Genomic DNA, 26664 nt, shown 5'->3' with positions numbered 1-26664 from the left:
GAAGGGGAAGACAGCGAAGCATGACGAGGTGCGATCTAAGCCAGCTCAACCAGAACAGCTGTCCAGGAAAAAGGAGAAAAAAGCGAAGGTATTAGGGTCACGGCCGAGGTGGAGTGAAAAAAGCGGAACACGTTTGAGCGTCCACCTTTGAAATAACTTCGTGGAAGCGGCAACTTTGGACGCCGTTCCGCTTTTGAAGCGGAGCCGTGCAGGGATGCCCCCATGCAAGTGACCCTACTAACCTAGAGCGTTTTCTCCTTTTTCCGCCATACCACTACAGCATTCAATTAGGCCCTATATATCCCGTTCGTGTTCTTGACATTCAAAGCAACAAAGGAGATAATGCTAATAACAAAGTAAACTACTCGGAATACTGAAAATAAATGAGGTGAGTTCAATGGAACGGACTTTACAAATTCCTAGCGGGGACATTTCCTTGGCCGCAACCCTGCATGAACCTGAGGGATCGACGAGCCAAGCAAGTGAAAAACATCCACTCGTCATCATCTGCCATGGATTCATCGGCAGTCGTATTGGAGTCGACCGACTGTTTGTCAAAGCAGCCAGAGAACTGACCTCCAACGGTTTTGCTGTCCTGCGTTTTGACTACGGCGGGTGCGGGGAAAGTGGTGGTGACTACGGGGCAGGTGGACTGGACGTCCTGCTGAGCCAGACCCGTGACGTCCTCGATTACGCTTTTGCGTTGGAGAACATCGATCCAGATCGCGTCAGCCTCATCGGTCACAGCCTGGGTGGTGCCGTCTCCATGCTGACCGCAAGCCAGGAAAAGCGCATTCAGTCGCTCGTTTTGTGGGCGGCAGTCGCCAGACCCTATGACGACATCGTACGGATCGTGGGCGAAAAAGAATACCAGGAAGCATTACTGACCGGTAGAACAGCCCATCGCGGTTACTTGCTTCAGGATCGCTTTTTCCAATCGTTGAATGGTGCGCTTCCTTTGCGCCAAGCCAAGCATTTTGAAGGTGACGCACTGGTGTTGCATGGCAATCGTGACGACGTGATCGCGGTGGACGCCATGTTCCATTATGAGCGCGAGCTTCGGCTACGCAGACGGGGCCGTTGCGAGACGGAGATCATCATCGGTGGTGATCATACGTTCTCGGCAGCAGACAGCTATCAACGGTTGATTGGTAGCACCGTAAAATGGCTGAGAGAGCAGACGGAACAAGAAATTGTAGCGGTTTGATAGCCAAGTCCATGTGAAAAGAAAAAGCAAAAGGGATAGCCCACGATGTGGCTATCCCTTTTTTGCTTGGATATGCTCCAATAGCCCGTTGCAGCCGTCCTCCACAAGATCATACACGTAGGAAAAGCGTCCGGTGTAATACGGGTCTTCCACGTTTTGCTCGTTTGCGGCAGTCGCAAAGTCAAGCAGCCGGTACACCTTTTTGCCAGAGGGAGCCATTCGCATCAACGCAGACAGATTTTCCTCGTCCATGCAAACGACGTAATCATAGGCAGCAAAATCATCTGGGGAAATTTGGCGGGCACGCAATGTATCGTGAGCGATGCCCTTTTCTTTCAAAATCTTCTGGGTTCCCGCGTGTGGTCGCTCTCCCGCATGCCAGCCGCCAATTCCTGCTGAGTCAATCGAGATTTGTCCGGACAAGCCTTTGGCTTCGACGAGGTGACGAAAGACAGCTTCTGCCATGGGGGATCGACAAATATTACCTAGGCACACAAATAATACATGGGTCATGAGTATACTCCTTTTTCATAAAAGTGGATGTGACTGCTCGTGGTCAAACAAAACGGTCATGACCGTTTTGTTATAGAAAATGAGTAGATTCTGTATGTTAGAATAACATAGAAGAGGATTTGTAAAGCGAGGAATGACTATTGAAAGCTTATTTTTATCGGATTCGTCTGATAGCCTCTGTCGTTGCAGTGACGATCCTGCCCATTTTGATTACGGGGATGGTCCTGCTGCATGCGGCCGAACAAGCGCTGCTGGAAGAAAAAAAGCAAAAGCTGATCGCCATTACCCAACAGCTGGACATTGCTCTGCCAAAAGATTATGACGATCTGACCAAAAAGCTCGGCGTGCAAGAGGCATCGCGCGAACAAAAAATTGAATATATCAACCAAGCGTTGCAACCGCTTACAGATCGAATTGCCTCCGAGCATCCTGGCATCGGAGTCGGGTATTATGCGGCAGATCTGGATGCGATCGTTACATACGGACCAAGCCAAGAGATGAAGTTTCACGTAGGTGAATCGATTTCTCGAGCTCATTTCGGACGGTTGGTGATGGAGAGCGGAAAGCCGGAAATCGCCATCGGAGAGCAGGTCAGGGGCAATATCATGAATGCGATGTATCCTCTCCAAAGAAATGGAAAAATGATTGGCTATACATGGGCCAATGAGCTGATGAGTAATATTGATGTGCAGTTGGCTGGAATGCGCAGGAGTATCTATGCGATTTCTGGCATCGGCTGCTTGATCGCAGCAGTGGCGAGTGGGTTGATGGTTCATCGGTTGGAAGCGCTTCTGGAAGAAATCAAAGCTGGATTGAGAAAGCTCAGTCTGGATTTGTCATTTCGAATGAGGCGATTGGAGGGGGAGCCAGGAGAAATATCAGAGGCGATCAACAAAATGGCAGGAGAGCTGCAGGTAAGTCGGACTCATACGGAAACGATCATGCAAAGCATGGATAGCGGGGTTCTTGCACTGGATGGGAAAGGGAATATCACATCGTGGAATGAGGCAGCGACGAAAGTGACCGGTTTATCAGCAGTACAGGTCATGGGAAAAGCGTACACGGATGTGTTTGCCCAAAGCAAGCCATTTGTGGAGCTGTTGTCAGAGACATTGACGTATGGCAGAACGATCCGAGATGCGGAGTGGGAATTTCAACACGCGGAAATGGGACTACGCTACGTAAAGGTAGGAACCTCCATCTGGGTCAGCCCGACAGACCAAGTACTCGGAGCCATTGTGGTTCTGGATGAGCGAACACAATGGAAGCGGATGGAGATGAGGCTGGCACAGGCGGAACGTTTGGCTGCGATTGGCGAATGGGCGGCCAGTATCGCCCATGAAGTGCGAAATCCGCTCACATCCATCAAAGCCTTTGCCCAAATCATAGAGGAAGAATTGCCGGAAGAGCATGACAGTCGAGAGTATACGGAAATCATCGTGGAGGAAGTAGAGCGGCTGAATCGTTTTGCTGACGAGCTCCTGCTTTTCTCTCGACCAGATGAATCGGCCAATGTTCATATTCACGTATGGGATGTGATCAACCAGACAGTGATGCTGGTTGAACGGGGGGCAACCGGAAAAGGTATACAGGTAGAACGATGCTTTGGGGATCATGCACCCTATGTTCTGGCTTCTCCGGATTTGTTGAAGCAGGTGTTCCTGAATATCCTGATGAATGCGATCCAGGCGATGCCAAATGGGGGAATCGTGCAGATTCGAATGGAAAAAGACGGTGAGTACGCATGCGTCCACGTAACCAATGAAGGTCATCACATAGCTGAAGAACACTTGCTGTCCGTGTTTGAACCGTTTTATACGACAAAACCTTCCGGCACTGGCCTGGGACTGGCTATTTCCCAACGAATCGTACACGCCTTTGGCGGCTATATCACCGCGCAAAACGTACCGAGTGGTGTCCAGTTTACAGTGGCGTTGCCGGGCAGATGGGAGGAGGTAGAGAGATGAAGAGACGAATCCTGTTGGTGGATGATGAAGCCAATGTGAGAAAAGCCTTGTCCACGAGCTTACGCAAGGCAGGCTACGATACGAAAGAGGCGGCGAGCGGAGTAGAGGCGCTGGAGCAGATGGAGGTGTATCAGCCAGAGGTCATGCTTCTGGACTTACGTATGCCGGAATTGGACGGCATGGAGACGCTTCGCCGATTAAAGCAGAGGAAGGGACCGAGTCCTAGCGTGGTTATGATGACTGCCTACGGGTCTGCCAATGACGTGATGGAAGCGATGCGATTGGGGGCTTACGATTATGTGCAAAAGCCGTTTGATCTCACACAGGTCAAGCAGGTAGTCGCCAAAGCCATGCACCAGCCTGAAACGAGCGAAGAGGATGGAAGCATGCGCCCATCTCCAGAAGAAAGGGCGGACAGCCCTGGGTTTCTGGTAGGATTGAGCCTAGCCATGCAGGAAGTGTACAAGCTGGTAGGCAAGGTGAGCATGTCCAAAGCGACTGTGCTGATCCAAGGGGAAAGTGGTACGGGCAAGGAGCTGATCGCGAGGGCGATCCATACCAATAGTCCGAGAGCAGACCAGCCTCTGATTCCTGTGAATTGTGGGGCCATCCCGGAGAAACTGCTGGAGAGCGAGCTGTTCGGATACGAAAAAGGGGCGTTTACGGGAGCCGTCGTCCGCAAGCAAGGACTGTTTGAAGCGGCCAATGGAGGGACGCTGTTTCTCGATGAAGTAGGAGAGCTCACTCCCTCTCTGCAGGTGAAGCTGCTGCGTGTATTACAGGAGCGAACGCTGGTCAGGCTCGGAGGAGTGGAGCCCATACCTGTAGATGTTCGCATCATTGCTGCCACCAACCGCGACTTGCGAGAAAGAATCCGTCAAGAATTGTTCCGAGAAGATTTATACTATCGTCTAAATGTCGTTCCTATTCTAATGCCGCCACTACGCGATCGCAAAGAGGACATCCCCCTTTTGATTCGTCACTTTTTAATCAAGTATGGCCGTGAGACGGGTAAAGAAGGCTGCTATTTGTCACCTGCTGCCGTGGAAGTACTGAATGCGTATCCCTGGCCAGGAAATGTGAGGCAGCTCGAAAATACGATCGAGCGAGCAGTTGTGCTTGCGAGCGGGCCAGCCATCCTACCGGAGCATGTTCAAGCGCATCTGGAGGAATCCAGACTGGAGACACAAACGGAAGCGGAAAAGCTCGGTATTCGTTATGAGGATCGTTCCATGAAGGACATCGTACAGGAAGTCGAGAAAGAAGCGATTACACGAGCCTTGCAGCGAGAAAAAGGAAACAGGCTACGAACTGCCAAGCGGCTAGGAATCTCACGCAGTGCGCTGTTGTACAAAATGGATATGTATGTAATAGACGTGTCAGAAGAATAAAAGCAAAGTGTGTAAAAAGTAGGCGGAAGGTTTACTTTTTACACACTTTTTTGATTTCCATCTTCTGTAAAACCTATAGATGGCGCCATTTTACGAAGAAAAAAGCAGTTGGTACGATTCTTGTAATAGAGGGGAGTGGTAGAACGCATAGCAAGTAAGGAGGACTTTCATGAAAGCGTTGTCACGTTTCTTCTCGACTTTGGTTCAAAAGTTTTTGCCAGACCCGTTTGTCTTTGCCCTTATTCTCACCATCATTTTGTTTGCTAGTGGTCTTATCTTTACGGATCATGGTCCGATTCAGATGGTTCAATTCTGGGGAAGTGGCTTCTGGAATCTGCTCGCCTTTGCCATGCAAATGGCCCTCGTACTGGTGACAGGTCACGCACTGGCCAGCTCACCGCTCGTAAGCCGTAGCCTGACTCGACTTGCAGGTATTGCCAAAACACCAGTACAGGGTGTCATTCTTGTCACGCTCGGTTCTGCCCTAGCCTGTCTGATCAACTGGGGTTTTGGATTGATTGTAGGAGCACTGTTTGCCAAAGAGGTAGCGAAGCGCGTACCTGGTTCTGACTATCGCTTTTTGATTGCTTGTGCATACATCGGCTTTTTGACGTGGCATGGGGGACTTTCTGGCTCCGTCCCACTGACAGCAGCCACAGCAGGTAACCCAATGGAAAAATCAGTTGGTCTGATCCCACTTACCGATACGATCTTCACGGGCTACAATCTGTTCATTACCATTGCTTTGTTGATCGCGCTGCCGATCATGACGCGCTTGATGATGCCAACGGGCAAGGAAGTCGTGGAAATTGATCCACAGCTGTTTGCAAAAGAGGAAGTTGCTGCGACAGCAGAGGTGGCTGCACCGTCTGAGAAAACGTTTGCGACAGTGATGGAGAACAGCCGGATTTTGACTGTCATCATTTGTGCATTGGGCTTCTCTTACTTGATTTATTACTTTGCGAACAAAGGATTCAAAGTAGACATCAATACAGTCAACCTGCTCTTCTTTGTCACGGGATTGCTTCTGCATGGTACACCGCTCTCTTATATGAAAGCAGTTGGAAACGCGGCAAAGGGCACAGCTGGAATCTTGATTCAATTCCCGTTTTACGCGGGTATTCAAGGCATGATGGAACAATCGGGATTGGGTGGAATGATGACGAACGCTTTCATCTCCATTTCCACACCTGAGACATTCCCGTTCCTCGCGTTCCTCAGCTCCGGTTTCGTAAACTTCTTCGTGCCTTCCGGTGGCGGTCACTGGGTCGTTCAAGGTCCATTCATCATGCCAGCGGCGCAGCAGCTTGGGGTAGATGCAGGGATCGCAGCGATGGCGATCGCCTACGGGGAAGCATGGATGAACATGGCTCAGCCGTTCTGGGCTTTACCCGCACTCGCTATTGCTGGACTCGGAGTGCGTGACATCATGGGGTATTGCGTGACTACGCTCTTGGTCTCCGGTATTATCTTTGCCGTCGGATTGTCCTTTTTCTAGACAGGATCCAAGAACAGCCATTGAGCCGGAGAAAGTTTTGTGATAAATTAGAGTGAATCAAAACAAAGACACCTAACTTCATACCCAGAGTTTTCTAGGGTTCCGCGGATGCGAAAAGCTCCGGTCTGGACCGAGAGAAAACCCACGGCAATGCCGTGTACACGGAGGGATAAAAGCCCGGGAGAATATCGAGTTGGTATTCGACCGAGGCTTTTTTTGCGTGGAAAAAGCAGTTTCTTTTTCGATGAACCTGACCTGATGTGTAGGGGAATGATACGGGTACAGAGGGGAGAGCATGTCGCTATGGGAAAAAATTGGCTTCTTGTCGTTGTCGCAGGTGTATTTGAGGTCGTCTGGGTTGCCGGGCTCAAGCATGCAGACAGTTTGCTGACGTGGGCCGTAACGGTTATCGCCCTTGTGGTTAGCTTTGCCGTACTGATTTACTCAGGGAAGAAATTGCCCACAAGTACGGTCTATGCGGTGTTCGTAGGGTTGGGGACAGCAGGTACGGTCATCAGTGAGATGGTCTTGTTCGGCGAACCATTCAGCTGGGCAAAGGTCGGATTGATCGCATTGTTGCTGGTGGGGATCATCGGGTTGAAACTGGTGACACCCGAACACGAGGATCATCCGCGGAAGGAAGGTGAAGCGGCATGACATGGATATCATTGATTTTGGCCGGCTGCTTTGAAGTAGTTGGGGTCATGGGGATTACACAGGTCAACCAAAAGCCGTCGCTGCGCTCTTACGCGGTACTGATCGGCGGCTTCACGCTCAGCTTTATTCTGCTCACGATTTCGATGAAAGAGATCGCGATGGGGACAGCCTATGCCGTGTGGACTGGGATTGGAACTGTCGGTAGTGCGTTGGTAGGGATGCTCGTGTACGGAGAACCGCGTGATACACTGCGCATCGCTTGCATCGCACTCGTCATCGTGTCAGTGGCGGGGCTCAAACTGATTGGCTAATTGAAAAATAACGTCAAAAGAGACAGGGTTGCATATGCGCCTGTCTCTTTTCAATTATTTACCTTTTTCGTCAAAAGCACCATCCGTATGCTGGCAGGGAATAGTATAATAAAACGTGCATGACCTGAACTTGATTTGTTATGAGGAGGATACATAGCAGGATGGGCTCTCTTTGGGCAACGTTAAAAAAGGGTAACATGTCTTCTGCAACCGCGGCCCTGGGCAATACGGGTCTAGCGATCGTCAAAGGGTTGGCAGCTACGTACAGTGGCAGTGGGGCTATGTTTGCCTCTGCCATGCACTCGGTTGCAGATGCGGTAAACCAAGGCTTTGTTTTTTTCGGCAGCGTTTTAGCAGAAAAAAAGCCAACACCACGCTTTCCCACCGGTTTTGGCCGCGTCATCAATCTCTTTTGTATGATTGCGGTGATCGTCGTCACTGTCATGGCGTATGAGACGATCATGGAAGGACTGCATCTCATCAAGGAACCCGCTCACGCTAGTCATTTCTGGGTCAATTTTTGGATTCTACTTCTCGCGATTGTCGTGGATGGGTATGTCTTGGTAAAAGCGATGAAAGAAATCGTCCATGAGACGCGAGTAGATGCAAAGGGATGGGCGATCATTCCGGCGGCATTCCGCAATGTAGGCCGCGCTGCACCCCCGACACGCCTTGTATTTTACGAAGATATTGTAGCGACGACAGGAGCTCTGCTGGCACTGATTGCGGTGATTGTGACTCAATTTTCTTCCTTTGCCCTGTTGGACGGGATTGCGACGATGCTGATCGGTGTGTTGATGATCGGTGTCGCGTTCAAGGTAGGCTACGATAACATGGTCGGTCTGATCGGTGTAGCTGCGCCAAAAGAAATCGAGGATCGTGTCGCCAAGATCATTTTCGCCGATCCGGACGTGACCGATATCAACCGTTTACGGATTGTTCAGGAAGGTCGCTTTTACCATGTCGAGTGCTATGTGGAGCTGCGTACAGGTCTGACGCTCGCCGTGGCTGATGACATCAAGTACCGAATTCGTGACAGCATACTTACCGACCCAGACATCAGCGACGTAACGATGGGAATTCTCGAAGACAACGGCGTCCGTGACTGGGAGCAGAGCAAAGTAATAGAAAGCACGTGATACTCGATCAAAAAACGCCCCTTTCCAAAGCCGTAACGGCTGGATCGGGGCGTTCCTTTTACACTAGATATTCATTTAAGAAACAGTCTGCAACGCCTCTGAAGCTTCAGCTTCTTTCGGAGGTAACTCCTTAATCAAGACACGAGTCACGCGGTGATTATCCATCTGTTTGACGGTGAACAAGTAATTTTCCCACTCGACAATCGCACCGACTGCGATTTCTTCTTCCAGTTGGCTGTACAACCAGCCACCGATCGTGTCTACGTCCTCCGATTCGAGATCAAACGGAATATGATCATTCAGATCCGCGAGGGTGAGCATACCAGAAACAGAGAGACCGTTTTCGACTTTTTCGATTTCAGGTCGTTCTTCGTCAAATTCGTCTTGAATGTCCCCGACGATTTCTTCCAGGATGTCCTCCATGGTTACCAGACCAGCAGTACCACCGTATTCATCGATGACGATCGCAAGCTGCGAACGCTTTTTCTGCATGAGGCGCAATACCGTACTGATCTCCATCGTTTCCGGAACGGTGAGGACCGGACGGAGCAGCTCAGCCAGATCGACATGCCCATCTTGCAGGGCGGACAGATAGAAATCGGTAGCATGGACAAAACCGATGATGTTGTCTTTGTCCTCATCCGCTACAGGGAAACGAGTGTGTCGTTGCGTGCGGATGATCTCCAGATTTTCTTCAAACGTATTCGAGGTATATAAGCAAACCATGTCGATGCGCGGGATCATCGTCTCCCGAGCCAAGGTTTCGGAGAAGTCAAAAACGTGTTCCACCAACGACAATTCAGTCTGGTCGATATGTCCGCTTTGATGGCTTTGGTTTACGAGAATGCGAATTTCTTCTTCCGTGTGCGCCGCTTCATGTTCCGAAATCGGTTCCATACCCAATCGTTTCATGAGCGCGTTGGCTGTCCCGTTCAAGAACCAGATAGCCGGGTAGAGCAATTTGTAGAAGAACATTAATGGCGCAGCAACCCACAGCGAAGTCGCTTCTGCTTTCTGAATAGCTAATGATTTTGGTGCCAATTCACCGAGTACGATGTGCAAGAACGTGATAATCGCAAATGCTACACCGAACGAGATGGCAGAGATCGCGTAATCAGGAAGTCCTGACGAGCCAAGCAAAGGTTCTACGATCATGTGAGCAATCGCAGGTTCTCCGACCCAACCAAGACCCAGTGAGGCAAGCGTAATACCTACCTGACAGGCGGACAAGTATGCGTCCAGCTTTTGGGTGACTTTTTGGGCAAAGGCAGCTCGTTTGTTACCTTCGTTGACCATCTGTGTCAGGCGCGTTTGCCGCACCTTCACGAGAGCAAACTCTGCGGCTACGAAAAAGCCGTTCAGAAAGACTAGAAAAATGACAAGCAGTAGGTTGAGCACTATCGGAACGCTATCCAAGTAAATAGTCATCCTCTCTGGAATTTAATGAAAGTACACTTTCTATTTTACAAACTTTTCGGAGAGTCGACAAAGCCGATAAACCTCCTTAGTGGGCGCTACGGACCTGTTGGTTGTGAAGAGCGTCTGTCAGATAACCGTATCGCACGTTTTTGCGCTCTGAGAAGGTCATAGATGGTCAAACGTCCGGTTGCAAAATGCCGGACGTTTGCACGCTGGATCTAGACTCAACGCCCGAGCAACTGCTGACCGTACATGAAGAAGGCGGACAGGACGGCAGCGAGAGCGAGATAGGCGACCAACACCTTCCATTTGGTGGAGGCTGGTGCCGTGTAGTATGTCGTGAGTCGATGCATTTGTTCATCTACCTCTGCCAAGCGCTGCATGGCTTTTTGCTCCGCTTCTGCCAAGACGGTCGAGGGAGCCGGCTGGAAGGGGTTGCCATCAATGAACAAGACAGGCTCGCGCTCCCATTGTTTAAACAAGTCCCATTTTCGGTGCATATATACCTTATCTAAACGCAATCGATCGCGCTTGAAACGTTTTTCATCCTGCACAAAGGGGACGAGATAGCCTTTTGGCGGCTCCGTCTTTTCCAAGAGGTCGATTTCCTGGTTCAACTCGACTCGTTTGTTCCAGGACGATTCCAGATGTGGCCACTGTGCGATCTCATACAGGAAGCCATGTAGATGCTCCCGTTCATACTGGAGGACTTGGTGCTGGTAGCCCTCGCGTAATCGGCTCCACCAGGTGATCAGCCCGATGATGAAAATGAAGACCATGAGCGGCCCAGGATTCGAAAACAGCATCACTCCTAGCCCGACCAAACCGATGAACCATATCTTGGTGGAGAGAACAGAGACGATGCGTCCGCCGTCCAGGGGTGAAATCGGCATCAGGTTGAACAGATTGAGCAAAGCGCCGAGATAAATCACCAATGCCCAAAACGGATCGTGCGTCCACCAATAGAGCGGCAGAGCGGGCAAGAAGGCAATCATACCAGCGAGCGGGCCACCGTAGGCGAGGTAGGCCTCTGTGCTAGCGTCTCTAGGAGTGTCCTTCATGGAAATAAACGCCCCGGCAAATGGAATAAAGACAGCGGGGGACGTAGCGATCCCTTTTCGTTTGGCGGCTATGACATGCCCCATTTCATGAACAAAGATCAGATACACCAGTGCAGCTGCGAATTTCCATCCGTAAAAAACAGCATAAGCCCAGAGGCTGATAATCATCGACAGCAGGGTCGTGCCGAATTTGGAAAACTTCAGAATTCCCAGCAACCATTTTAAATTGGTCAATAAAAAGGCACCGATGGCCAAGAGGACCGAACGGCTTTTTTTCATCAGGGTTCCTCCCATACGTCATCGCAGTCTTTGATGTATACGACTATCCTAAGGAAAAGTTTCTTGATGGTTTCGCTTCGAGAGTGGTCACATGCAAAGGAGTCTAGTCTTCCAAGCGAGGATTGGAAAAGGAAAAGCCGTATTCACCATACGAGGGGTTATAGCTGAGCTGTCCGCCGTCAAAGTACCAAAAGTCGTTTGGACGAATGACAAAACGCAGCCCTTCACTTTCAAAAACCGCATCGTCTTGCATAACTTCATCTTTTTCAATGGCATAAAATAAGCCGCCTGTGCCAGGACCACTCGTCCGAACGTACAGACGCAGGACGTCACCTGGAGCAAATTCAGCATAGCGTTGATAAGCGAGAGCGAATGCTGGCTCGATTGTAAGCGTGATACTCATGGGTATGCTCCTCTCATCTCGTTATCGCCCATTGTACCACAAACGAATAGCCCATCCGGCAATTGAGACTGCACCGAATGGGCTTTTTACATAGGGAGGAAACGTTAGTCTTTGCCCTTGCTCACATCATGGGTAGGGTGTGAAAAACGGGCTCCAACAAACGGTTTGTCCTCCAGCATTTCTCTATTTTCATACGAGTTCCAGCCAATGTCGTTGGTCGGATGTACCCACTGATCCCCCGACATGATGGAAGGATCCGTTTCTGTACTCCAGCTGTTGATGGGAGACTCCTGCGAATCGTAAAAGCTGTCTCCGATCACGACGCCAAATTCGTTGACGAACGGCTTTTGGATCGAGCGAGACGAGTTTTTGAAGTCCGGGGCGCTGATTTGGTGTGGCAGCGTACCGTCGATGGCGATATTCTCCGTTTCTTTCGTTTCCCGTTTGTCTTTGTCCATCAGTAGGACCTCCTTTGTGGGAAGGCTTCTTTAGATAAGATGCATCAAGACCAATCCCCTTATACCTTGTGCGCCCAGCCCAACTATGGCTTGGTGGCATACATTATAAAAAGGGGGAGATCCGATGCTTACCAGTGTCGTCATTCCGGTCAGAGATGCAGCCGATCAGCTCCTGTACACCTTGTTTAGCCTGAATTTGCAATTCACGGCATTTGAAGAATTCGAAGTGATCGTGATTGACAATGCATCCTGTGACGGAATTGCAGAAAGAATCGAGCGGTTTCATGCCCATTATCCGCTGCGAGTCGTCCGATTCCGCAGACGAATGCCGTATTACCACCTGCTCAATACCGGGCTCGCGCAGGCGAGTGGAGAACTGATCATTCTACTGTCCTGCAACATGATCGTACCGCGGGAATTCATTGGCGTTCATCAGCATGCCCATGATCATTCCGGTGAGCTGGTCTTGTTGGGTCTCGGGACCAAGCGCATCTATTCAGTCTACGAACCCGATTTCAGCCCCATCCAGCAGCAGGAGTGCAGGGAATGGCTGGTACAATACCCACATATCAAACGGCCCTATACGCAGCATTGCACGGTTCCTTTGCTGGAGGAAAGTCAGATTGTTGGAGGACTGCCTTTTCACATAGGATTACCATGCCCGGAAGCAGAGAAGCGTCATGCGATTCGACAAAAATACGGTCCGCGGCTGGAGCACCATCGATCGCCTTGGACGTTATTTCAGACCCAGCATGTCTCCATTCTTCGCGACAATCTTTTTCGAATGGGAAGGTGCAAGGAATTGCCGCGGCTTGAGATGGAACGGGATTTGGCAAAAAGGCTGTGGCGAAAAGGGTGCCGCTTCCAGTTTGACGACAAACTCACGTTGATCAAGCAGGAACGAGTGATCCGAAAAGCAAGGGAACAGAGCGTCTCTAAGAAAAACCGCCGAGTCCAATAGGAACGGCGGTTTGGTCTGTTTTGCGTGATCAACGGTTTTCTTTTAACCGCTCTTGTGGTTCACTATTAATGGAGCCGTCAGAACGTACGGCTTCGGATTGAGCCTTTGGTCCGCGGATTTCAGCGGTTTTGCCAAAGTCTTTCGCCTTGTTACGTACCATGTTATTACCTCCTCTTTCATGTCGGATGCAAATAGTATGACCAGACAGATGGCATTGAATGAGGGCATTATAAGGATACAGAAAGGGTTGGGAATCAGATGGCCAAAAAACAGCAACGCAAGCCGCAGCGTCCGTCACATGAGGCGGCAGCAGCCACAGAAGCAAAAAGTGGTCTGAACGTAAAAGAAATGCTGAATGCCGATGCGCTTGGAAAATTAAAGCAGCTGGAAAAAGATATGAAGGCCGAGAGCGAGCGACAAGCGCAGGAAGCAGCCGAGAAAAAACGCCGTGAGCAGGAAGAACGCGAAAAGAACAAAAGCTTTGGCGAGCTGCTCGATGACTATGAGAAAAAAGGCAAAGGCAAATACAGCTGATGCGTGAGGGAAAGCAAAACGACCGACCGGATACTTCGAAAAATGGCATGATGAAAAAGCGTGAGCTCACCGTATCAGACGAGTCGATCAAGCAAAGAGGACGAGCTGTCTTGAACCGTTTAGGAAAAAAGGATGTGCCAAAGGAGTGATTTTTTTTCTCCCCTTCCCATATAGCTAGGAGAGGGAAGGGAGGGAGATCATGGGGACAATCCTGCTCCTGATCAGTCTCCTCTGCGTGGCCGTGGGCACCTGGAAGCTGATCGGCATTTACAAGACGGGCAAAATGGATAGCAAACCGCTTTGGTGGACGGTGGCAGTCGCGGGGATTGCGCTGTTTTTTCTTTTGAAGCTGATGACGGATACAGTACCAACGTAAACAAGCACCTGCAGCGATTGGCGGCAGGTGCTTGTTTTTTGTGGTATGGGCTTATTTACATAGCCGGGGTGGAGAGAAGCAAATTTCCGATCTGCGCTCCAGCCTACACCCTGCGAAGAAGATTAGACTGTCCGCTCCACAACGATTCACGGGGAAGCGGTAAAGTAGTAGCCGCTACGTAGGGGAAATCAGAGGTACCGCTTCTTGATCCCGTGAATTCGTTGTTCCGCTAAGCTGGGTTCCGGGGTCGCTCCGCCTGGAAACCTGCTTCTCCTGCGAGCTTTTGTGGATTCTAGCCACCTTTTTAGTTATTCAAGGGGGAAAGCTTATTGTCCAAATGGTTGCGCCAGTGTCCCTATCGCTGTAGTGTTTTCCCTTTTTTCCTTCCCTCCACCACCGTTTGATTTTCCACCAAACCAAAGGACGCGGGCACAATATCCACGTTTTTCTTACTGAATCAGAAAGTATAACACTTCTTTGAGAATCCGCCTGATTCAGCAAGAATAACTTTAAGCTTAAACGCGGTCGCTCCTCCATGAACATGCCTCGATAGAGGTTTTCTTACGCCAACTTACTCGTAGCGCAATGCTTCAATCGGATCCAGCTTGGCGGCTTTATTCGCTGGATAGAGACCAAAGAAGATCCCGATCGCGCTGGAAAAGGCGAAAGCGATAATGACACTGTTCCAGGACAGAAGCGGCGGTAAATTGGCAAAGTGGGAAATCAGAGCAGCGATCCCCAGACCGAACAATACTCCGATCAAGCCACCGATGAGGCAGACGATGACCGACTCGATCAAAAACTGGATGAGGATGTCTTGCCTTCGTGCCCCCAATGCCTTGCGAATTCCGATCTCACGGGTCCGCTCGGTGACAGAGACGAGCATGATGTTCATGACGCCCACCCCACCGACTACTAGTGAGATTCCTGCGATGACACTAAAGATCATCGTGAGTGTACCTGTCAGCTGATTAAACTGATCGACAGACTCTTGCATGCTGCGGGCCATATAGTGATCCTGCTTCTGGTGCTTGCGTGCCAAATATTGCGTCGTCTGCTGCATGGCAGGCTGGATGGACTCTTTGTCCTTGGCCTTACCCATGAACATTTGCACGTACGGCTCTTCTAGCAAGCTCAGCTGATAACGGATGGGTACATAAGCACCAAAGGATTGCGCACCCATATCAAACTTGAATTTTTCTTCCGTATACGTACCGATGACGACGAGAGAGTTGTTGCCCCAGCGTACGCGTTGACCGAGCGGATTCATTTGCCCGAACAGCTTTTTACCCAGCGCATCCTCGAGTACGATGACAGCGCGCTGTTCCTTGTCGTCTGTCTCATTGAAAAAGCGTCCCTTGGCTACTTTCATCGTCGTTTGCATGGCGAAGTAGTCAGGAGTGGTAGCCGTAATATTGACTCGTTCTTCCTTTTTGGGACCCTTCATTTCGACCGTGCTGGAGTTGTATGGGACGATGTATTCAATTGCCGGACTGATCTTACCGAGGACCTCTGTATCTTCTACCGTCAGATCGTCAGACGAGGACTCTTCCTTGCTTTCCCAGTTCGTGTAGACGTTGAAAGTGAACTTCCCAAACTTATCCATTTCCTGGTTGATGGCTTTTTGTCCGCCTTCCCCGAGCGTCGTGACGGCGATAACGGACGTAATCCCGATAATAATGCCCAGCATGGTAAGACCGGAGCGCATTTTGTTGGCCCAGATGCCTTCGATGGCGGTGTAGAAGCTCTCCAGTAAATTCATGTTACGATCACCTCGTCAGACGCAGAGGCAAACAACCGATCTGTAACGCGTTCGTCTCGGATGATAATACCGTCTTTAAATGTCACAATCCGTTGGGCGTGCTGAGCGATGTCCATCTCGTGCGTAACCAGGATGATAGTGACGCCTTGCTCGTGAAGCTCCTGAAACATCGCCATGATTTCAGTACCGGACCGACTGTCGAGGTTACCGGTCGGTTCGTCCGCCAGCAAGATCGCGGGGCGATTCACGAGTGCGCGTGCAATGGCGACCCGCTGCTTTTGTCCACCAGAAAGCTGTGTAGGCTTGTGATGAATGCGCTCTGCTAAGCCGACCCGTTTCAGTGCTTCTGTGGCCCGATTGCGCCGTTCTGTTCGACTGATGTTGGCGTACATCATTGGTAGCTCTACATTATGCAGAGAGGTGGAGCGTGCCAATAAATTAAAGGACTGAAAGACAAACCCAATCTTTTGATTTCGGACAAGTGCCAGCTGCTTATCCTTAAGACTGCTGATTTCGAGCCCATCGAGCATGTACGTACCGCTATCTGGTCGGTCCAGACAGCCGAGCATGTTCATGAAGGTCGATTTACCTGACCCCGATGGTCCCATGATCGCGACAAATTCTCCTTTTTCCACTAGCAAGGAGACGCCTTTTAAGATGGGCAGAGTCGAATCTCCCGTCTTGTATGATTTCGTCAAGCCTTCCACGTGTAGCATTGTCGGCTGACCTCCTTTCCTTGCAAAGTGGTTACATGCCCATCGGTGCTGAGCCAGACATCGGCATGACAGGAGTTCCTTCTGCCATTCCATCGGATGGGCTTAGGATGATTTGCTCGTCGCCGTTCAGACCGCTGCGAATATGGGAAAAGAGTTCGTTTTCCATGCCGGTTTCGACTTTTTGCTTTTTGGCTGCGCCGTTCGCAGCTACCCAGACGAACGTGCTGCCATCCGTATCCTGCTGGATGGACTCGATGGGTACTTGCAGGGCATTCTCGATTTTTTCGACGGTGATGTTGATATCGACGTGAAAGCCCGGTTTCAGGGCTGCGAGTTCACTGGAGGTAGGCTCCAGAGTGACTTTGACACGCGTCTTTTCTCCTTGACCAGAGCTGCTCTGCGTCGTCGTCGCAATCGGAGCGATGCGGGACACTTTAGCGTTCAGCTTTTGTTTGCCCAGCGTGGTTCCTTCGATGACAGCGCTCTGTCCTAGCCCCAGCTTGTTCACATCGGACTCATTAATATCGGCTTCGATCAGCAAATGGTCCAAATTTGCCAATGTGAGGATTTCCGTGCCTTTATTTACGTATTGACCGTTGTCAGCAGCGCGTGCAATGACGGTTCCATCAGCCGGAGCAACGACGACGCTTTGGACGCGCTCTTTATCCAGCTGCCCTTTTTCAACCAATAGTTTGTTGATTTGTGCCTGCTGGGAAGCGACTTCTTCCTTGCGCGGCCCCTTTTGCTTGAGCGCAAGCTGCTGCTTGGCTACATTCAGGGTCGAGAGGGAGGAATCTACGGCTGACTTGGCTTTATCCAGCTCTTGTAGGGTTGAGGCTCCCGAGGCGTGGAGCTGGCTGATTCGGTCGTACTCCCGTTTGTTTGTATCGTACTCCCGCTGTGCTTGTGATAAGCGTTCACGTTCCTGTGCCACTTCTTCCGGTTCGTTTCCGGCTTGTACTTTGGCGAGGTTGGCCTTTGCCAGCTCAAGCTGCGCTTCTAGATCAAGAATCCTGCTTTCGACATCTGTCGTGTCGATCTTGCCGATGACCTGCCCTTTCTTTACCTTGTCGCCTTCTTTTACAGAAAATTCGCGCAAGGTACCTGTTACGTTGGTAAATAATTTTTGCTTGTCCTCTACGGTGACGACCCCCGACGTCAAGATCTTGCTTTCCAATGCAGATTTGGTCGCGACTCCGATGTTTACTGGCAGGCCCATCGCCTGCTTGGAGCCCATCATGTTGACTCCGACGACGCCAACGACCAGAACGACAGCGACGGAACCGATGATCCACCAGCGTTTTTTCATGATCATTCTCCTTGGATGTTTTTTCTAATTCTGCTATTTCGTTTCCCGAAGGTTTTACGGAATGGTAGACAAAAGGTAACAGAAGTGCCGAATTGTTCACATTCCAGTCACATTTTGCTATGTTTTGGCGGAAAGTACTTTCTGTGGATTTTGCGTGATAAGATAAGGAATAGAAGACGTTCTGGGAGGGGAGCCATGAACCAAGCGATTCGTTTTGACTACTCCAACGCTCTTGCTTTTGTCAGGCCACATGAATGGGAGCTGCTCGCTCCAGCGATTGGACAAGCGCATGAGATGCTGCACACCAAGACAGGACCAGGCAGGGATTTTCTCGGGTGGGTGGATCTGCCCGAACAGTACGACCGCATCGAATACAAAAGGATTCGACAAGCGGCAGCACGTATTCAGTCTGATTCAGATGTGCTTTTGGTGATAGGAATCGGTGGTTCTTACTTAGGGGCAAAGGCGGTTTTGGACATTTTGGGACACAGCTTTTACAATCTGCTGCCCAAGTCAAAAAGGCGCGCCCCGGAAATTTATTTTGTAGGCAACAACATCAGCCCAGTCTACATCTCCCACTTGATGGACGTCCTGGATGGAAAAGATGTGTCGATCAACGTCATCTCCAAATCCGGCACGACTACAGAGCCTGCGATTGCCTTTCGCCTGCTTCGTGACTGGCTAGTCGAGAAGTACGGGCGAGATAAAGCAAAAAAACGAATCTATATCACCACGGATAAAGCTCGTGGAGCCTTGAAGAAGCTGGCAGACGAGGAAGGGTATGAGAGCTTTGTCATCCCTGACGATATCGGAGGTAGATACTCCGTATTGACGGCCGTGGGGTTGCTACCGATTGCCGTGAGCGGAGCTGACCTGGATGCGCTCATGCAAGGGGCGGCAGATGCAAGAGAGCAGTACATGGCACGTGAACTTCTAGAAAATCCGTGCTATCAGTATGCAGCGATTCGCAATGCCCTGTATCGAAAAGGCAAGACGGTGGAGCTGTTAGTCAGCTATGAGCCGCAGTTCCGCTATTTCTCTGAATGGTGGAAACAGCTTTTTGGAGAATCCGAGGGCAAGGATGGCAAAGGAATTTTTCCTGCGTCTGCCGAATTTTCAACGGATCTTCACTCGATGGGCCAGTACATACAGGATGGTATGCGACAGTTGTTTGAGACCGTCATATCCGTAACGACGCCATCTGTGGATGTGACCGTACAGGAGGATCCCACGGATGTGGATGGCTTGAATTTCCTGACGGGCAAACGGATGGGGTTTGTCAATAAAAAGGCTTTCGAAGGAACAGTATTGGCACATGTGGATGGAGGCGTGCCCAATCTATTGGTGGAAATACCGAAGGCATCAGCTTACCATCTGGGCGGCCTGATCTACTTTTTTGAAAAAGCATGTGGGATCAGCGGCTATTTACTGGGCGTCAATCCGTTCGATCAGCCCGGAGTGGAGGCGTACAAAGCCAACATGTTTGCTTTGCTAGGCAAGCCCGGCTACGAACGGCAGAAAGCGGAATTGGAGGCTAGATTGAAAGAGAACAAGACGTATTTGACCGTTTCCGAAACGGCGGAATATTTGGAGCTCCCGGAGATGTTTATTCTGGAAAAGATTAAAGAGGGCCGGATTCGGACGGTTCACGATGGAACTGAATACTTAATTAACAAAGAACAATTCAAGCATCATCTGGAGGAGCTGCGCAGATTGCGGGAGTGGGAGGATGCTTCCCGACACGAGCCAATTCCGGAAAGCTATGACGTGAAGGATGAAGATTAATTATTTTTTGAACTTGTCAGATCGTCAGAAAGAGGTCTATACTGGTCTGAGAAAATGACATACGGAAAGCAACTTGGGGAGTCCTTCACGCGGGGCTGAGAGGATGGTAGCGACGACCATCGACCCATTGCACCTGATCCGGATCATGCCGGCGCAGGGATGTGGTTGCGAGCGAACAGCGCTTTGTTTTTTGTATATGGCGTATGAGCCCCACCTTTTCCTGTGAGGAATGGGTGGGTTTTTTGTTGTTCCGAACAATAAATCGTCAAATAGGCAGCAGGAGATAAGGGGAGAAGAAGATGAGTGATTGTCTGGTAGTGGGCGGAGGAATTATTGGACTGAGCGTGGCGTATGAGCTATCACGGCGAGGATTAGCAGTCACTTTGATCGAGCAGGGAGATTGGGGCGGCCAGGCATCTTCGGCAGCGGCAGGAATGCTGGCTCCGTTAAAAGAATTTGCATCTCCGGGACCGATGCTCGATCTCGGAATGGAGTCTCTGCATTTGTATCCGGAATGGGCGCAGGAGCTGGAGGAACGGGCATCAGGTGATGTGCAGCTGAGTCTGGAAGGGCTCGTCACCGTAGCCTTGAACGGACAGGAACGGGAGCAGCTACAAGCCAAGCACCACTGGCAAAAGGAAGCGGGCCATGATGTACACTGGCTGGAGTGCAATGAACTGCGAGACGTCGAGCCCCTTTTGAGCGATCAAGTGGTGGCGGGCATTTACTCTCCGGGTGAAGGGCATATCAATAACCGACTGTTGCTGCGTTCGCTCGTAACCGCCTGCCGGGTTCAGGGCGTAACGCTATTGTCCGGATGCGTCGTCAGTGGGATCGCGGTAAAATCAGGTCGCGTCGTCGGAGTCGAGACTACTTCCGGTCCTATTCGGGCAGACCAAACGGTTATCGCATCCGGAGCGTGGGCTGGCATCATGATGCAAATGCTCGATGTAGCTATTCCAGTGCGGCCTGTGCGAGGACAGATTGCCGCTGTCTCGTCTGTAGGCATCCCATTGCGCACGGTGATTTTTGGTACGACTGGTTACATCACGCCGAAAAAAGACGGCAAAATCGTTATTGGAGCGACGGAGGACGAGAGTGGCTTCCAGCGAGAAGTCACGATGGCTGGTCTGGCGAGTATTCTGAATGGTGTCATGCCCTATGTGCCAGCCCTGCATGCAGCAGCATTTTTGGAGGCGTGGGGAGGATTGCGCCCGGCTACCGCTGACGGCAAACCGTTGTTAGGCCCCGTCCCGGGCTGGGAAGGACTTTCACTCGCTGGGGGGCACTTCCGTAACGGTATTCTGTTATCCCCGATTACCGCCAAGCGTATTGCTGATTATATCGAGAGCGGACGGACAGACAAGATAGAGCCTTTCTTGCCCAGCCGATTCCTCTCTTGATCCCGTTCCCAGCTGCTTTTCGATAAAATGGGCTAGTCTGAAGCCCAAAAACGGTACACCTCCCCATGGGCTCTTGTATATGGTAATAAAGAAACACCAGAAGGGGAGGAGTTTCCATGCAGTCTGAGGATGACAAAAACCTTTATCAGGTTGACTTTCAGACAGTCAGCATGATCAAGGATATACGCCATAATGTACACAATATTGTAAAAGAGCACTTGGAACAAAAAGTGCGCATTGAAGCGATTGACGGACAAATATTTGAAGGCGTGATCGTGGATTTTGACGACCAAAACGTGTATGTCGAAGTAGACGATCCAGACTACGATCCAGCCGCAGAGATGATAGATGACTATGAGGTAGAGGAAGTCGCTGGCCGAGGAGACTATCCGGAGTGGAATCCGTATGTTGATGTCGGCATGTTTCCAGGGAATCCCTACGGTCAGATGGGTCCTTATGGGCAGATGAGTCCCTACGGCCAGATGGATCCCTATGGCCAGATGGATCCCTACGGCCAGATGGATCCCTATGGTCAGATGGATCCCTACGGTCAGATGGGTCCCTACGGCCAGATGGATCCCTACGGTCAGATGGGCCCCTATGGGCAAATGAGTCCCTTCGGACAGATGAGCCCCTACGGGCAAATGAGCCCGTTCGGAAGTAGTAGCAATCCGTATGGACAGGTCAACCCATATGGCAGCAGCAGCAACCCAACAGGCTATCCTTATGGTAATGAGAATGCACCATTTAGCCAGGTCAGCCCTTATCACACTGGGAAATCGCCGTATAGCCAGGTCAGCCCTTATCACACGGAGAAGTCGCCGTTCAGCCAAGTCAGCCCTTTTAGTGGCCAAAATCCCTATCTCTCTCCGTTCCCGCCATTTCCACCATTCCCGCCGCCAGTTCCGTGCTTTCCTTTCTTTCCACCACCTCCGCCACCACCGCCAAAAGCAGCAGTCATCGTTCCAGCACCGAAAAGAAGAAGACGCGCTTGCGGAAACGGCCGCAAGATCATTCCTTTGGCGCTATTTACCTTGCTCACCATCGCCCTGCTCTAAATGCAAGCCTTTCAACAAGTCTCTGCCAACCTTTTTTGGTTCGGGGACTTGTTGTTTTTTTGTTGTTTTCTTTTACGGGTTGATCAGGTGAGTACAACCGCCTGCTTTGTCGCACACTACAATCAGAATCTGGAAAGGCAGGGATGGGCGATGAAACCGATACAAAGCAGCTTGCCTGGAACCAAAGGGACGTTTGGCTATTTTCGTGAAACGCTCCAGCCGAACTTTACGCTGGCGAATTGGGATTACGAGCAAGGGTACTTTGACCGAGCATTAGACGATCAGAATATGGTGTTCCTGCGCTTGCCAATCAAGGTACTTCAGGGCGAGCTGGACAGTGCTGACGCATGGATTGAGCTGGGGCATCCCTTTGTGCTCAAGCATGTCTACCAGACTGGTGTGGAGCAGGATATCGGATATTACGAACCGTTAGCTTCTTCAGCAATGAACCAGTTTCAAGAGCCGCTGGACAAGGACGCAGAGGTGGATTCTCGCTGGATGCGCAAAGCAGAGGCCATCGTCAAAGAACTGGAAAATCGCCTGGCGTAGAAGGTGGGCCCGTTGAGAGGCCCGCCTTTTCCTTGTCGTGCAGGGAATGATTTTGCCGAGCCTTGGCGCAGGAAGTCATTGTCGTGCTTATACTATCAATCATAGAGTCTTTATCCATTCCGATCATACAAAATAAAAGCACGGGAGAGGAGAAACCATGGCATGGTACCATTCATGGCAAAGATGGTATTGGAAAATTCGCAAGCCGATCACCCTTGGGGTCAGAGCGATCGTGACAGATGAGCAAAAAGGCGTGTTGTTAATTCGCCACACCTACGTGGAGGGATGGTATCTGCCTGGCGGAGGGGTGGAAAGAGGGGAGTCTTTTTTCGCTGCCGCTCGTAGGGAACTGCTAGAAGAATGCGGAGTACTGGCGGGGAAAATCAGGTTGTGCCATCTCTTTTACAGTGAACGAGAAGGCAAGCGTGATCACATTGCACTCTTCCATATCACGGATGGACGCATCGACGAGAAGCGGGCTAGAAATGATGGGGAAGTGGCTGAGATGCAGTTTTTTCAGTGGGATCAGCTCCCAGATGACTTGTCCCCAGCCACGCTCAGGAGGCTAGAGGAATTTCGTAATCAAGCCTTTCAGGAAGATCGTTGGTAGGGAAAAGGAGTTTCCATGCATCTGGCAATTTCATGTGGTATAGTGAGAAAAAAAGAAAAGCGATTTTGGAGCTTGCAAGGATAAAAGTGAGGGCAGATCAGCATGAAGATTGCGACTGTACTGCGAAATGACGACTATACAAGGGAAGTAGAACATGCTTTGAAAGAGAAGCTTGGGGCGACGGACAGCCCGTACCAGTTTGTGGATGGGCCCGATGATCATCCAGACATGGTGCTCTCGATTGGCGGCGACGGAACGCTGCTGGAAGCTGTCCATCAATATGGCATTGAGCCATCTTACGTAGGGATTCATACCGGTCACCTGGGATTTTATGCCGACTGGCGACCCGAAGAGCTCGATGAATTCGTACAGCGATTGGTGCAGCAAGCCCAACCAGCCATCGTAGAATATCCGATTGTGGAGTGCCGCATCACGATGCGAGATGGGAAGGTCTATGACAAATGGGCGTTAAACGAACTCGTCTTGCGCAATGCTTCGCTCTCTACGTTGGTGACATGTGTCTACATCAACGGTGACGAGCTGGAGACATTTCGCGGAGATGGATTGATCGTCTCATCCCCATCAGGCAGCACGGCTTACAACAAGGCAGTAGATGGAGCTATCGTACACCCATCGATCGAAGCGATTCAGCTCTCCGAGATCGCCTCCATCAACAATCAGGCGTATCGGACAATCAACAGCTCGCTGGTCTTACCCAAGCACCATGAAGTGGAGCTTATCGTCATGAATCCGGAGATTATGATTGGGTTGGATCGTGAGCAGGACATCTGGAAGGACGTTCGTTCCATTTCTTGTAGAGTCGGTCAGGAAAAAGTGAAGTTTGCCCGTTACAAGCGACTGACCTTTTGGAGCCGCGTACGTAATTCATTTATCAAAGGATAGAGAAATGACAAAGGGGAGAGAAGTTCGTGAAACAAGTGGGGAGACTACAAAGCATCTTTCGTCATCCGGTAAAGGCGATGCGCGGGGAACAGCTGACGCAATGTCAGGTGGATGCCTTTGGCTTATATGGAGACCGAGGCTACTACTTCCTGGACGAATCTCGCAATGGTAAATTTCTCAGTGCTGACGTCGTACCCGCGCTTCTCGGTTACACCGCGACCTTTACAGAGGAATCGACGAGTCAGCAATATCCCGAGGTGTACGTCGTGGCAAAAGACGGGAGTACCCATACGTGGGGGGAATCGCTGTTCTCGCATGTAGCAGAGACAGCCAAACGACCGATCCAGCCCGGTAGAAGCACACCCCTGGAAGGCGGCAAGAACTGGGAGGATCATATTCTGCTCGTGACCGATGCATCGCTGCGTGAAATCGCGCGGCTGATCGGGGAAGATGAGCTGGATCCGAGAAGATTTCGGGGAAATCTCGTCGTCGTACTGGAGGACGATGAGCCTTTCGCGGAAGATCACTGGATCGGCAAACAGATTCGGATCAATGATGTCGTTTTGCAGGTAAACCGGCATTGCGAGCGCTGCATGTACGTCAACATCGATCCCGATACGCTGAAAATGAATCCTGCCGTGTTGAAGACTTGTGTGAAGCGACATGACAATCACTTTGGCGTGTACGCTTCGGTCATCACACCAGGTATGCTCGCAGAAGGGGACACCGTGTATGTGTCCGAATAACTAAAGTGGGTTGTCCTTTACCAGGGCATCCCGCTTTTACGTTAATCTATAGAAAGCGAGGGTAGACGATGAATAGGAGTCCACTAGAGAGAGTCGAGCGTTATGTACAGCAGTACGAGCCTTCGCTTGTGCCACTTCTTTTTCCTGAGCCGATGAAGACTTCGGAGGAGGCTGCGACGGCATTGGGTGTAGAGATTGGCCAAATCGCCAAGTCGATCCTGTTTCGTGTCAATGAGGAATACGCTCTGTTTGTAGCAGCTGGAGATGTCCGTATCCACGCAAAGCAAGTCAAGGCAGCGTTCAACGGAGTGAAGGCGAAAATGGCTTCGCCAGAAGAAGTCGAGACGGTTACCGGATTTCAGGTAGGTGCGGTATGTCCGTTTGCGTTGCAGCAGGAAGTGCCGATTTTTATTGATGCTTCCTTGCAGCGGTTTTCTCTCGTGTATACGGCTGCTGGAATCGCGGAATCACTCTTACCCGTATCCTTTGAGCAATTGTTGCAAATGACGAACGGTCATGTCATTGATGCCGCCTCGGCGGAGTGAAAGTAGCATGTGACGAATCGGTTTTATGAATAGATATCCCCGTTTGCTTACAAACATTTGATGATACGATAATGCCCTTTGCCCGGCACGTAACCGAGTTTTCGGTTGACAGCCTGCATGGGGCTATTTTTCGCTTCTGTCTCTGTAGACAAGGTACTAGCCCCCAGCTTTTTGACGGCATGAATGGAGAGTAGCTTGAGGGCACGAGCAATTCCGCGTCCCCGATAATCCTGGGCAACACCCGTATAGTCCGTGTATTTGATGCTTGGCTGGTCTGTGTGAAAGACCGTCGTCACGCCTACAAAACGCTCACCATCTGCTGCGATAAACACAAGCTCAGGATCACAGGAGTCTTGTGGAAAGGCCTCGCGACGCCACTCATCCAATTCGGGCAATTCGCCGACATGTCCCGGATTGTCCTTCAGTGTTTCGGCATACAAATGGTATATCTTTTCCATAGATTGCTCCTGAATGGGAGACAGGTCGGCGAGTGTGCAAAACGTAATCCCGCTTTGTTCAAGTGAGGAGAGCATGACTTCCATTTCTGGCGCATCAAACGTATCCAAATCCACATGCAGCTCAAAGACATGGGCATCTACTGTGAAGTCGTGTTTGGCGACGAAAGCCAGAGAGTGAGGAATCCAGTCCTTGAGCTCGGACATGACGATATCTGCCTGCTGTTGCTTCGCCCACTGGATGAGGTGGGAGAGAAGAGCAGTACCTACGCCCTGTCCCCGATGCTCTGGCTCTACATAAAACAAGCTCGACAGGCACCCGGGAGGTGTCCACGGAGCTCTCCAGATTTGCGCGTAGCCGATCACAGCCTTGGTTTCCGTAGATTCTGCCACGATGCGCTCTCTGCCAAAGCCGCCTAGCTGCTGATTCACATCAAGAAAAAGGCGGGATTGGGCAGGAATCTGCTTGTCCTCCGCAGCCAGGTCATCCGGTGTAAGGGATCCTGGTTGAAGCTGATTGTAAAAGGTTGAGAGCGCGACATAGTCTTCGGGGATTTGAAAGGGGCGCAAGTAAACGGTCATGAAGACACTCCTTGGAGTTAAAAATAGATGGATTTCATTTTCAATATTTTAACAAATACCAAAACAG

Annotated in this window: 29 protein-coding genes, 1 pseudogene and 2 riboswitches; of the genes and pseudogenes, 20 read left to right on the top strand and 10 right to left on the bottom strand. The window is 50.7% G+C overall.

Features of this window, described 5'->3' with window-relative positions; genetic code table 11:
- Positions 1-397: 397 nt before the first annotated feature.
- Entirely contained in the window at positions 398-1207 is an 810-nt protein-coding gene (locus AN963_RS26865) for an alpha/beta hydrolase (protein ID WP_055747557.1), read from the top strand.
- A 51-nt stretch (positions 1208-1258) separates the two neighbouring features.
- On the opposite strand, the gene AN963_RS26860 is transcribed toward AN963_RS26865, so the two are convergent.
- On the bottom strand, positions 1259-1720 hold the full coding sequence (locus AN963_RS26860; RefSeq protein WP_055747556.1) for a low molecular weight protein-tyrosine-phosphatase: 462 nt from the start codon (positions 1718-1720) through the stop codon (positions 1259-1261).
- Positions 1721-1860: 140 nt separating this feature from the next.
- On the opposite strand from AN963_RS26860, the gene atoS reads away from it, so the two are divergent.
- The 6 genes from atoS (at position 1861) to AN963_RS26830 (ending at position 8683) form a co-directional block, all read left to right on the top strand.
- A complete protein-coding gene (gene atoS / locus AN963_RS26855; protein WP_055747555.1) occupies positions 1861-3687 on the top strand; it encodes a two-component system sensor histidine kinase AtoS in 1827 nt (608 codons plus the stop codon).
- Positions 3684-5078, top strand: a complete 1395-nt coding sequence (locus AN963_RS26850; protein WP_055747554.1) for a sigma-54-dependent transcriptional regulator — start codon at positions 3684-3686, stop codon at positions 5076-5078. The genes atoS and AN963_RS26850 overlap by 4 nt, the downstream gene beginning before the upstream one ends.
- A gap of 169 nt (positions 5079-5247) precedes the next feature.
- A complete protein-coding gene (locus AN963_RS26845) occupies positions 5248-6576 on the top strand; it encodes a TIGR00366 family protein (RefSeq protein ID WP_055747553.1) in 1329 nt (442 codons plus the stop codon).
- Positions 6577-6659: 83 nt separating this feature from the next.
- A riboswitch (guanidine-I (ykkC/yxkD leader) is annotated at positions 6660-6762 on the top strand.
- Between the two features lie 117 nt (positions 6763-6879).
- Positions 6880-7233, top strand: a complete 354-nt coding sequence (locus tag AN963_RS26840; RefSeq protein ID WP_055747552.1) for a DMT family transporter — start codon at positions 6880-6882, stop codon at positions 7231-7233.
- Positions 7230-7544, top strand: coding sequence for a DMT family transporter (locus tag AN963_RS26835; protein ID WP_055747551.1), 315 nt, complete (start codon positions 7230-7232; stop codon positions 7542-7544). Before AN963_RS26840 ends, AN963_RS26835 begins: the two co-directional genes overlap by 4 nt.
- Before the next feature lie 161 nt (positions 7545-7705).
- Positions 7706-8683 (top strand): cation diffusion facilitator family transporter, encoded by a 978-nt coding sequence (locus AN963_RS26830; RefSeq protein WP_055747550.1) that lies wholly within the window; start codon positions 7706-7708, stop codon positions 8681-8683.
- Positions 8684-8758: 75 nt separating this feature from the next.
- Here AN963_RS26830 and AN963_RS26825 read toward each other — a convergent pair whose 3' ends face one another.
- From AN963_RS26825 to AN963_RS26810, 4 genes are all read right to left on the bottom strand, one after another.
- Positions 8759-10099, bottom strand: a complete 1341-nt coding sequence (locus tag AN963_RS26825) for a hemolysin family protein (RefSeq protein WP_083497071.1) — start codon at positions 10097-10099, stop codon at positions 8759-8761.
- A 227-nt stretch (positions 10100-10326) separates the two neighbouring features.
- A complete protein-coding gene (locus AN963_RS26820) occupies positions 10327-11442 on the bottom strand; it encodes a site-2 protease family protein (protein ID WP_055747548.1) in 1116 nt (371 codons plus the stop codon).
- Between the two features lie 103 nt (positions 11443-11545).
- Positions 11546-11845, bottom strand: coding sequence for an iron-sulfur cluster biosynthesis family protein (locus tag AN963_RS26815; RefSeq protein WP_055747547.1), 300 nt, complete (start codon positions 11843-11845; stop codon positions 11546-11548).
- 104 nt (positions 11846-11949) lie between these two features.
- Positions 11950-12303, bottom strand: a complete 354-nt coding sequence (locus tag AN963_RS26810) for a DUF3905 domain-containing protein (RefSeq protein ID WP_055747546.1) — start codon at positions 12301-12303, stop codon at positions 11950-11952.
- A 124-nt stretch (positions 12304-12427) separates the two neighbouring features.
- Here AN963_RS26810 and AN963_RS26805 point away from each other — a divergent pair, with 124 nt between their 5' ends.
- On the top strand, positions 12428-13264 hold the full coding sequence (locus tag AN963_RS26805) for a glycosyltransferase family 2 protein (protein WP_055747545.1): 837 nt from the start codon (positions 12428-12430) through the stop codon (positions 13262-13264).
- A 28-nt stretch (positions 13265-13292) separates the two neighbouring features.
- Here the strand turns inward: AN963_RS26805 and sspK are convergent, their stop codons facing one another.
- Positions 13293-13424 (bottom strand): small acid-soluble spore protein K, encoded by a 132-nt coding sequence (gene sspK / locus AN963_RS26800; RefSeq protein WP_003391014.1) that lies wholly within the window; start codon positions 13422-13424, stop codon positions 13293-13295.
- Positions 13425-13522: 98 nt separating this feature from the next.
- Between sspK and AN963_RS26795 the strand changes: the two genes are divergently transcribed.
- From AN963_RS26795 to AN963_RS31655, 3 genes are read left to right on the top strand one after another with little or no spacing between them, the layout of a single operon-like run.
- A complete protein-coding gene (locus tag AN963_RS26795; RefSeq protein ID WP_055747544.1) occupies positions 13523-13798 on the top strand; it encodes a YqkE family protein in 276 nt (91 codons plus the stop codon).
- Positions 13798-13947 carry a hypothetical protein gene (locus AN963_RS31660; protein WP_169791949.1) on the top strand — a complete coding sequence of 50 codons (150 nt, stop codon included), beginning with the start codon at positions 13798-13800 and terminating at the stop codon, positions 13945-13947. Before AN963_RS26795 ends, AN963_RS31660 begins: the two co-directional genes overlap by 1 nt.
- Before the next feature lie 50 nt (positions 13948-13997).
- A complete protein-coding gene (locus AN963_RS31655) occupies positions 13998-14174 on the top strand; it encodes a hypothetical protein (RefSeq protein ID WP_169791948.1) in 177 nt (58 codons plus the stop codon).
- A 571-nt stretch (positions 14175-14745) separates the two neighbouring features.
- Here AN963_RS31655 and AN963_RS26790 read toward each other — a convergent pair.
- From AN963_RS26790 to AN963_RS26780, 3 genes are read right to left on the bottom strand one after another with little or no spacing between them, the layout of a single operon-like run.
- A complete protein-coding gene (locus AN963_RS26790; RefSeq protein WP_055747543.1) occupies positions 14746-15936 on the bottom strand; it encodes an ABC transporter permease in 1191 nt (396 codons plus the stop codon).
- Positions 15933-16652: an ABC transporter ATP-binding protein gene (locus tag AN963_RS26785; protein ID WP_055747542.1), complete on the bottom strand. Its 720-nt coding sequence runs from the start codon at positions 16650-16652 to the stop codon at positions 15933-15935. The genes AN963_RS26790 and AN963_RS26785 overlap by 4 nt, the downstream gene beginning before the upstream one ends.
- Positions 16653-16683: 31 nt before the next feature.
- The gene (locus AN963_RS26780) at positions 16684-17961 is read right to left on the bottom strand and encodes an efflux RND transporter periplasmic adaptor subunit (protein ID WP_055747541.1); all 1278 of its coding nucleotides are present in this window, start codon (positions 17959-17961) and stop codon (positions 16684-16686) included.
- A gap of 195 nt (positions 17962-18156) precedes the next feature.
- Here AN963_RS26780 and AN963_RS26775 point away from each other — a divergent pair.
- The 9 genes and pseudogenes from AN963_RS26775 to AN963_RS26740 form a co-directional block, all read left to right on the top strand.
- A pseudogene (locus AN963_RS26775) lies at positions 18157-19506 on the top strand (glucose-6-phosphate isomerase); the annotation flags it as partial.
- The gene (locus AN963_RS32395; RefSeq protein ID WP_327995524.1) at positions 19489-19746 is read left to right on the top strand and encodes an excisionase family DNA-binding protein; all 258 of its coding nucleotides are present in this window, start codon (positions 19489-19491) and stop codon (positions 19744-19746) included. The pseudogene AN963_RS26775 and the gene AN963_RS32395, both read left to right, overlap by 18 nt.
- A 64-nt stretch (positions 19747-19810) precedes the next feature.
- Positions 19811-19923, top strand: a riboswitch (TPP riboswitch).
- Positions 19924-20045: 122 nt separating this feature from the next.
- Entirely contained in the window at positions 20046-21149 is a 1104-nt protein-coding gene (gene thiO, locus AN963_RS26770) for a glycine oxidase ThiO (RefSeq protein ID WP_055747539.1), read from the top strand.
- 116 nt (positions 21150-21265) lie between these two features.
- Positions 21266-22207, top strand: coding sequence for an LSm family protein (locus AN963_RS26765; protein WP_055747538.1), 942 nt, complete (start codon positions 21266-21268; stop codon positions 22205-22207).
- 150 nt (positions 22208-22357) lie between these two features.
- The gene (locus tag AN963_RS26760) at positions 22358-22756 is read left to right on the top strand and encodes a YugN family protein (protein ID WP_055747537.1); all 399 of its coding nucleotides are present in this window, start codon (positions 22358-22360) and stop codon (positions 22754-22756) included.
- Positions 22757-22913: 157 nt separating this feature from the next.
- Complete coding sequence (locus AN963_RS26755; RefSeq protein ID WP_055747536.1) at positions 22914-23366, top strand: NUDIX domain-containing protein; 453 nt, start codon at positions 22914-22916, stop codon at positions 23364-23366.
- A 102-nt stretch (positions 23367-23468) separates the two neighbouring features.
- Complete coding sequence (locus tag AN963_RS26750; protein ID WP_055747535.1) at positions 23469-24269, top strand: NAD kinase; 801 nt, start codon at positions 23469-23471, stop codon at positions 24267-24269.
- A 26-nt stretch (positions 24270-24295) separates the two neighbouring features.
- The gene (locus tag AN963_RS26745; RefSeq protein WP_055747534.1) at positions 24296-25015 is read left to right on the top strand and encodes an MOSC domain-containing protein; all 720 of its coding nucleotides are present in this window, start codon (positions 24296-24298) and stop codon (positions 25013-25015) included.
- Between the two features lie 68 nt (positions 25016-25083).
- Positions 25084-25560, top strand: a complete 477-nt coding sequence (locus tag AN963_RS26740) for a YbaK/EbsC family protein (RefSeq protein WP_055747533.1) — start codon at positions 25084-25086, stop codon at positions 25558-25560.
- Between the two features lie 47 nt (positions 25561-25607).
- Here AN963_RS26740 and AN963_RS26735 read toward each other — a convergent pair whose 3' ends face one another.
- Positions 25608-26597, bottom strand: a complete 990-nt coding sequence (locus tag AN963_RS26735) for a GNAT family N-acetyltransferase (protein WP_055747532.1) — start codon at positions 26595-26597, stop codon at positions 25608-25610.
- Between the last annotated feature and the right edge of the window lie 67 nt (positions 26598-26664).

The sequence above is a fragment of the Brevibacillus choshinensis genome (genome assembly GCF_001420695.1).
GTDB lineage: Bacteria > Bacillota > Bacilli > Brevibacillales > Brevibacillaceae > Brevibacillus > Brevibacillus choshinensis.
Note: the sequence above shows the minus strand (reverse complement) of the source record. Positions and strands in the feature narration are given on the sequence as shown.

Bases quoted from the DNA above. Each gene is read 5' to 3' on its own strand.
- sspK (WP_003391014.1), bottom strand. From the start codon at position 13,424: ATGGTACGTAACAAGGCGAAAGACTTTGGCAAAACCGCTGAAATCCGC.
- AN963_RS26760 (WP_055747537.1), top strand. From the start codon at position 22,358: ATGAAACCGATACAAAGCAGCTTGCCTGGAACCAAAGGGACGTTTGGC.
- AN963_RS26795 (WP_055747544.1), top strand. From the start codon at position 13,523: ATGGCCAAAAAACAGCAACGCAAGCCGCAGCGTCCGTCACATGAGGCG.
- AN963_RS26785 (WP_055747542.1), bottom strand. From the start codon at position 16,652: ATGCTACACGTGGAAGGCTTGACGAAATCATACAAGACGGGAGATTCG.
- AN963_RS26845 (WP_055747553.1), top strand. From the start codon at position 5,248: ATGAAAGCGTTGTCACGTTTCTTCTCGACTTTGGTTCAAAAGTTTTTG.
- AN963_RS26780 (WP_055747541.1), bottom strand. From the start codon at position 17,961: ATGAAAAAACGCTGGTGGATCATCGGTTCCGTCGCTGTCGTTCTGGTC.
- AN963_RS26790 (WP_055747543.1), bottom strand. From the start codon at position 15,936: ATGAATTTACTGGAGAGCTTCTACACCGCCATCGAAGGCATCTGGGCC.
- AN963_RS26810 (WP_055747546.1), bottom strand. From the start codon at position 12,303: ATGGACAAAGACAAACGGGAAACGAAAGAAACGGAGAATATCGCCATC.
- AN963_RS26865 (WP_055747557.1), top strand. From the start codon at position 398: ATGGAACGGACTTTACAAATTCCTAGCGGGGACATTTCCTTGGCCGCA.
- AN963_RS26850 (WP_055747554.1), top strand. From the start codon at position 3,684: ATGAAGAGACGAATCCTGTTGGTGGATGATGAAGCCAATGTGAGAAAA.
- AN963_RS26835 (WP_055747551.1), top strand. From the start codon at position 7,230: ATGACATGGATATCATTGATTTTGGCCGGCTGCTTTGAAGTAGTTGGG.
- AN963_RS26735 (WP_055747532.1), bottom strand. From the start codon at position 26,597: ATGACCGTTTACTTGCGCCCCTTTCAAATCCCCGAAGACTATGTCGCG.
- AN963_RS26750 (WP_055747535.1), top strand. From the start codon at position 23,469: ATGAAGATTGCGACTGTACTGCGAAATGACGACTATACAAGGGAAGTA.
- AN963_RS31660 (WP_169791949.1), top strand. From the start codon at position 13,798: ATGCGTGAGGGAAAGCAAAACGACCGACCGGATACTTCGAAAAATGGC.
- AN963_RS26830 (WP_055747550.1), top strand. From the start codon at position 7,706: ATGGGCTCTCTTTGGGCAACGTTAAAAAAGGGTAACATGTCTTCTGCA.
- AN963_RS26765 (WP_055747538.1), top strand. From the start codon at position 21,266: ATGCAGTCTGAGGATGACAAAAACCTTTATCAGGTTGACTTTCAGACA.
- AN963_RS26805 (WP_055747545.1), top strand. From the start codon at position 12,428: ATGCTTACCAGTGTCGTCATTCCGGTCAGAGATGCAGCCGATCAGCTC.
- AN963_RS26860 (WP_055747556.1), bottom strand. From the start codon at position 1,720: ATGACCCATGTATTATTTGTGTGCCTAGGTAATATTTGTCGATCCCCC.
- AN963_RS31655 (WP_169791948.1), top strand. From the start codon at position 13,998: ATGGGGACAATCCTGCTCCTGATCAGTCTCCTCTGCGTGGCCGTGGGC.
- thiO (WP_055747539.1), top strand. From the start codon at position 20,046: ATGAGTGATTGTCTGGTAGTGGGCGGAGGAATTATTGGACTGAGCGTG.
- AN963_RS26815 (WP_055747547.1), bottom strand. From the start codon at position 11,845: ATGAGTATCACGCTTACAATCGAGCCAGCATTCGCTCTCGCTTATCAA.
- AN963_RS26840 (WP_055747552.1), top strand. From the start codon at position 6,880: ATGGGAAAAAATTGGCTTCTTGTCGTTGTCGCAGGTGTATTTGAGGTC.
- AN963_RS26755 (WP_055747536.1), top strand. From the start codon at position 22,914: ATGGCATGGTACCATTCATGGCAAAGATGGTATTGGAAAATTCGCAAG.
- AN963_RS26820 (WP_055747548.1), bottom strand. From the start codon at position 11,442: ATGAAAAAAAGCCGTTCGGTCCTCTTGGCCATCGGTGCCTTTTTATTG.
- AN963_RS26740 (WP_055747533.1), top strand. From the start codon at position 25,084: ATGAATAGGAGTCCACTAGAGAGAGTCGAGCGTTATGTACAGCAGTAC.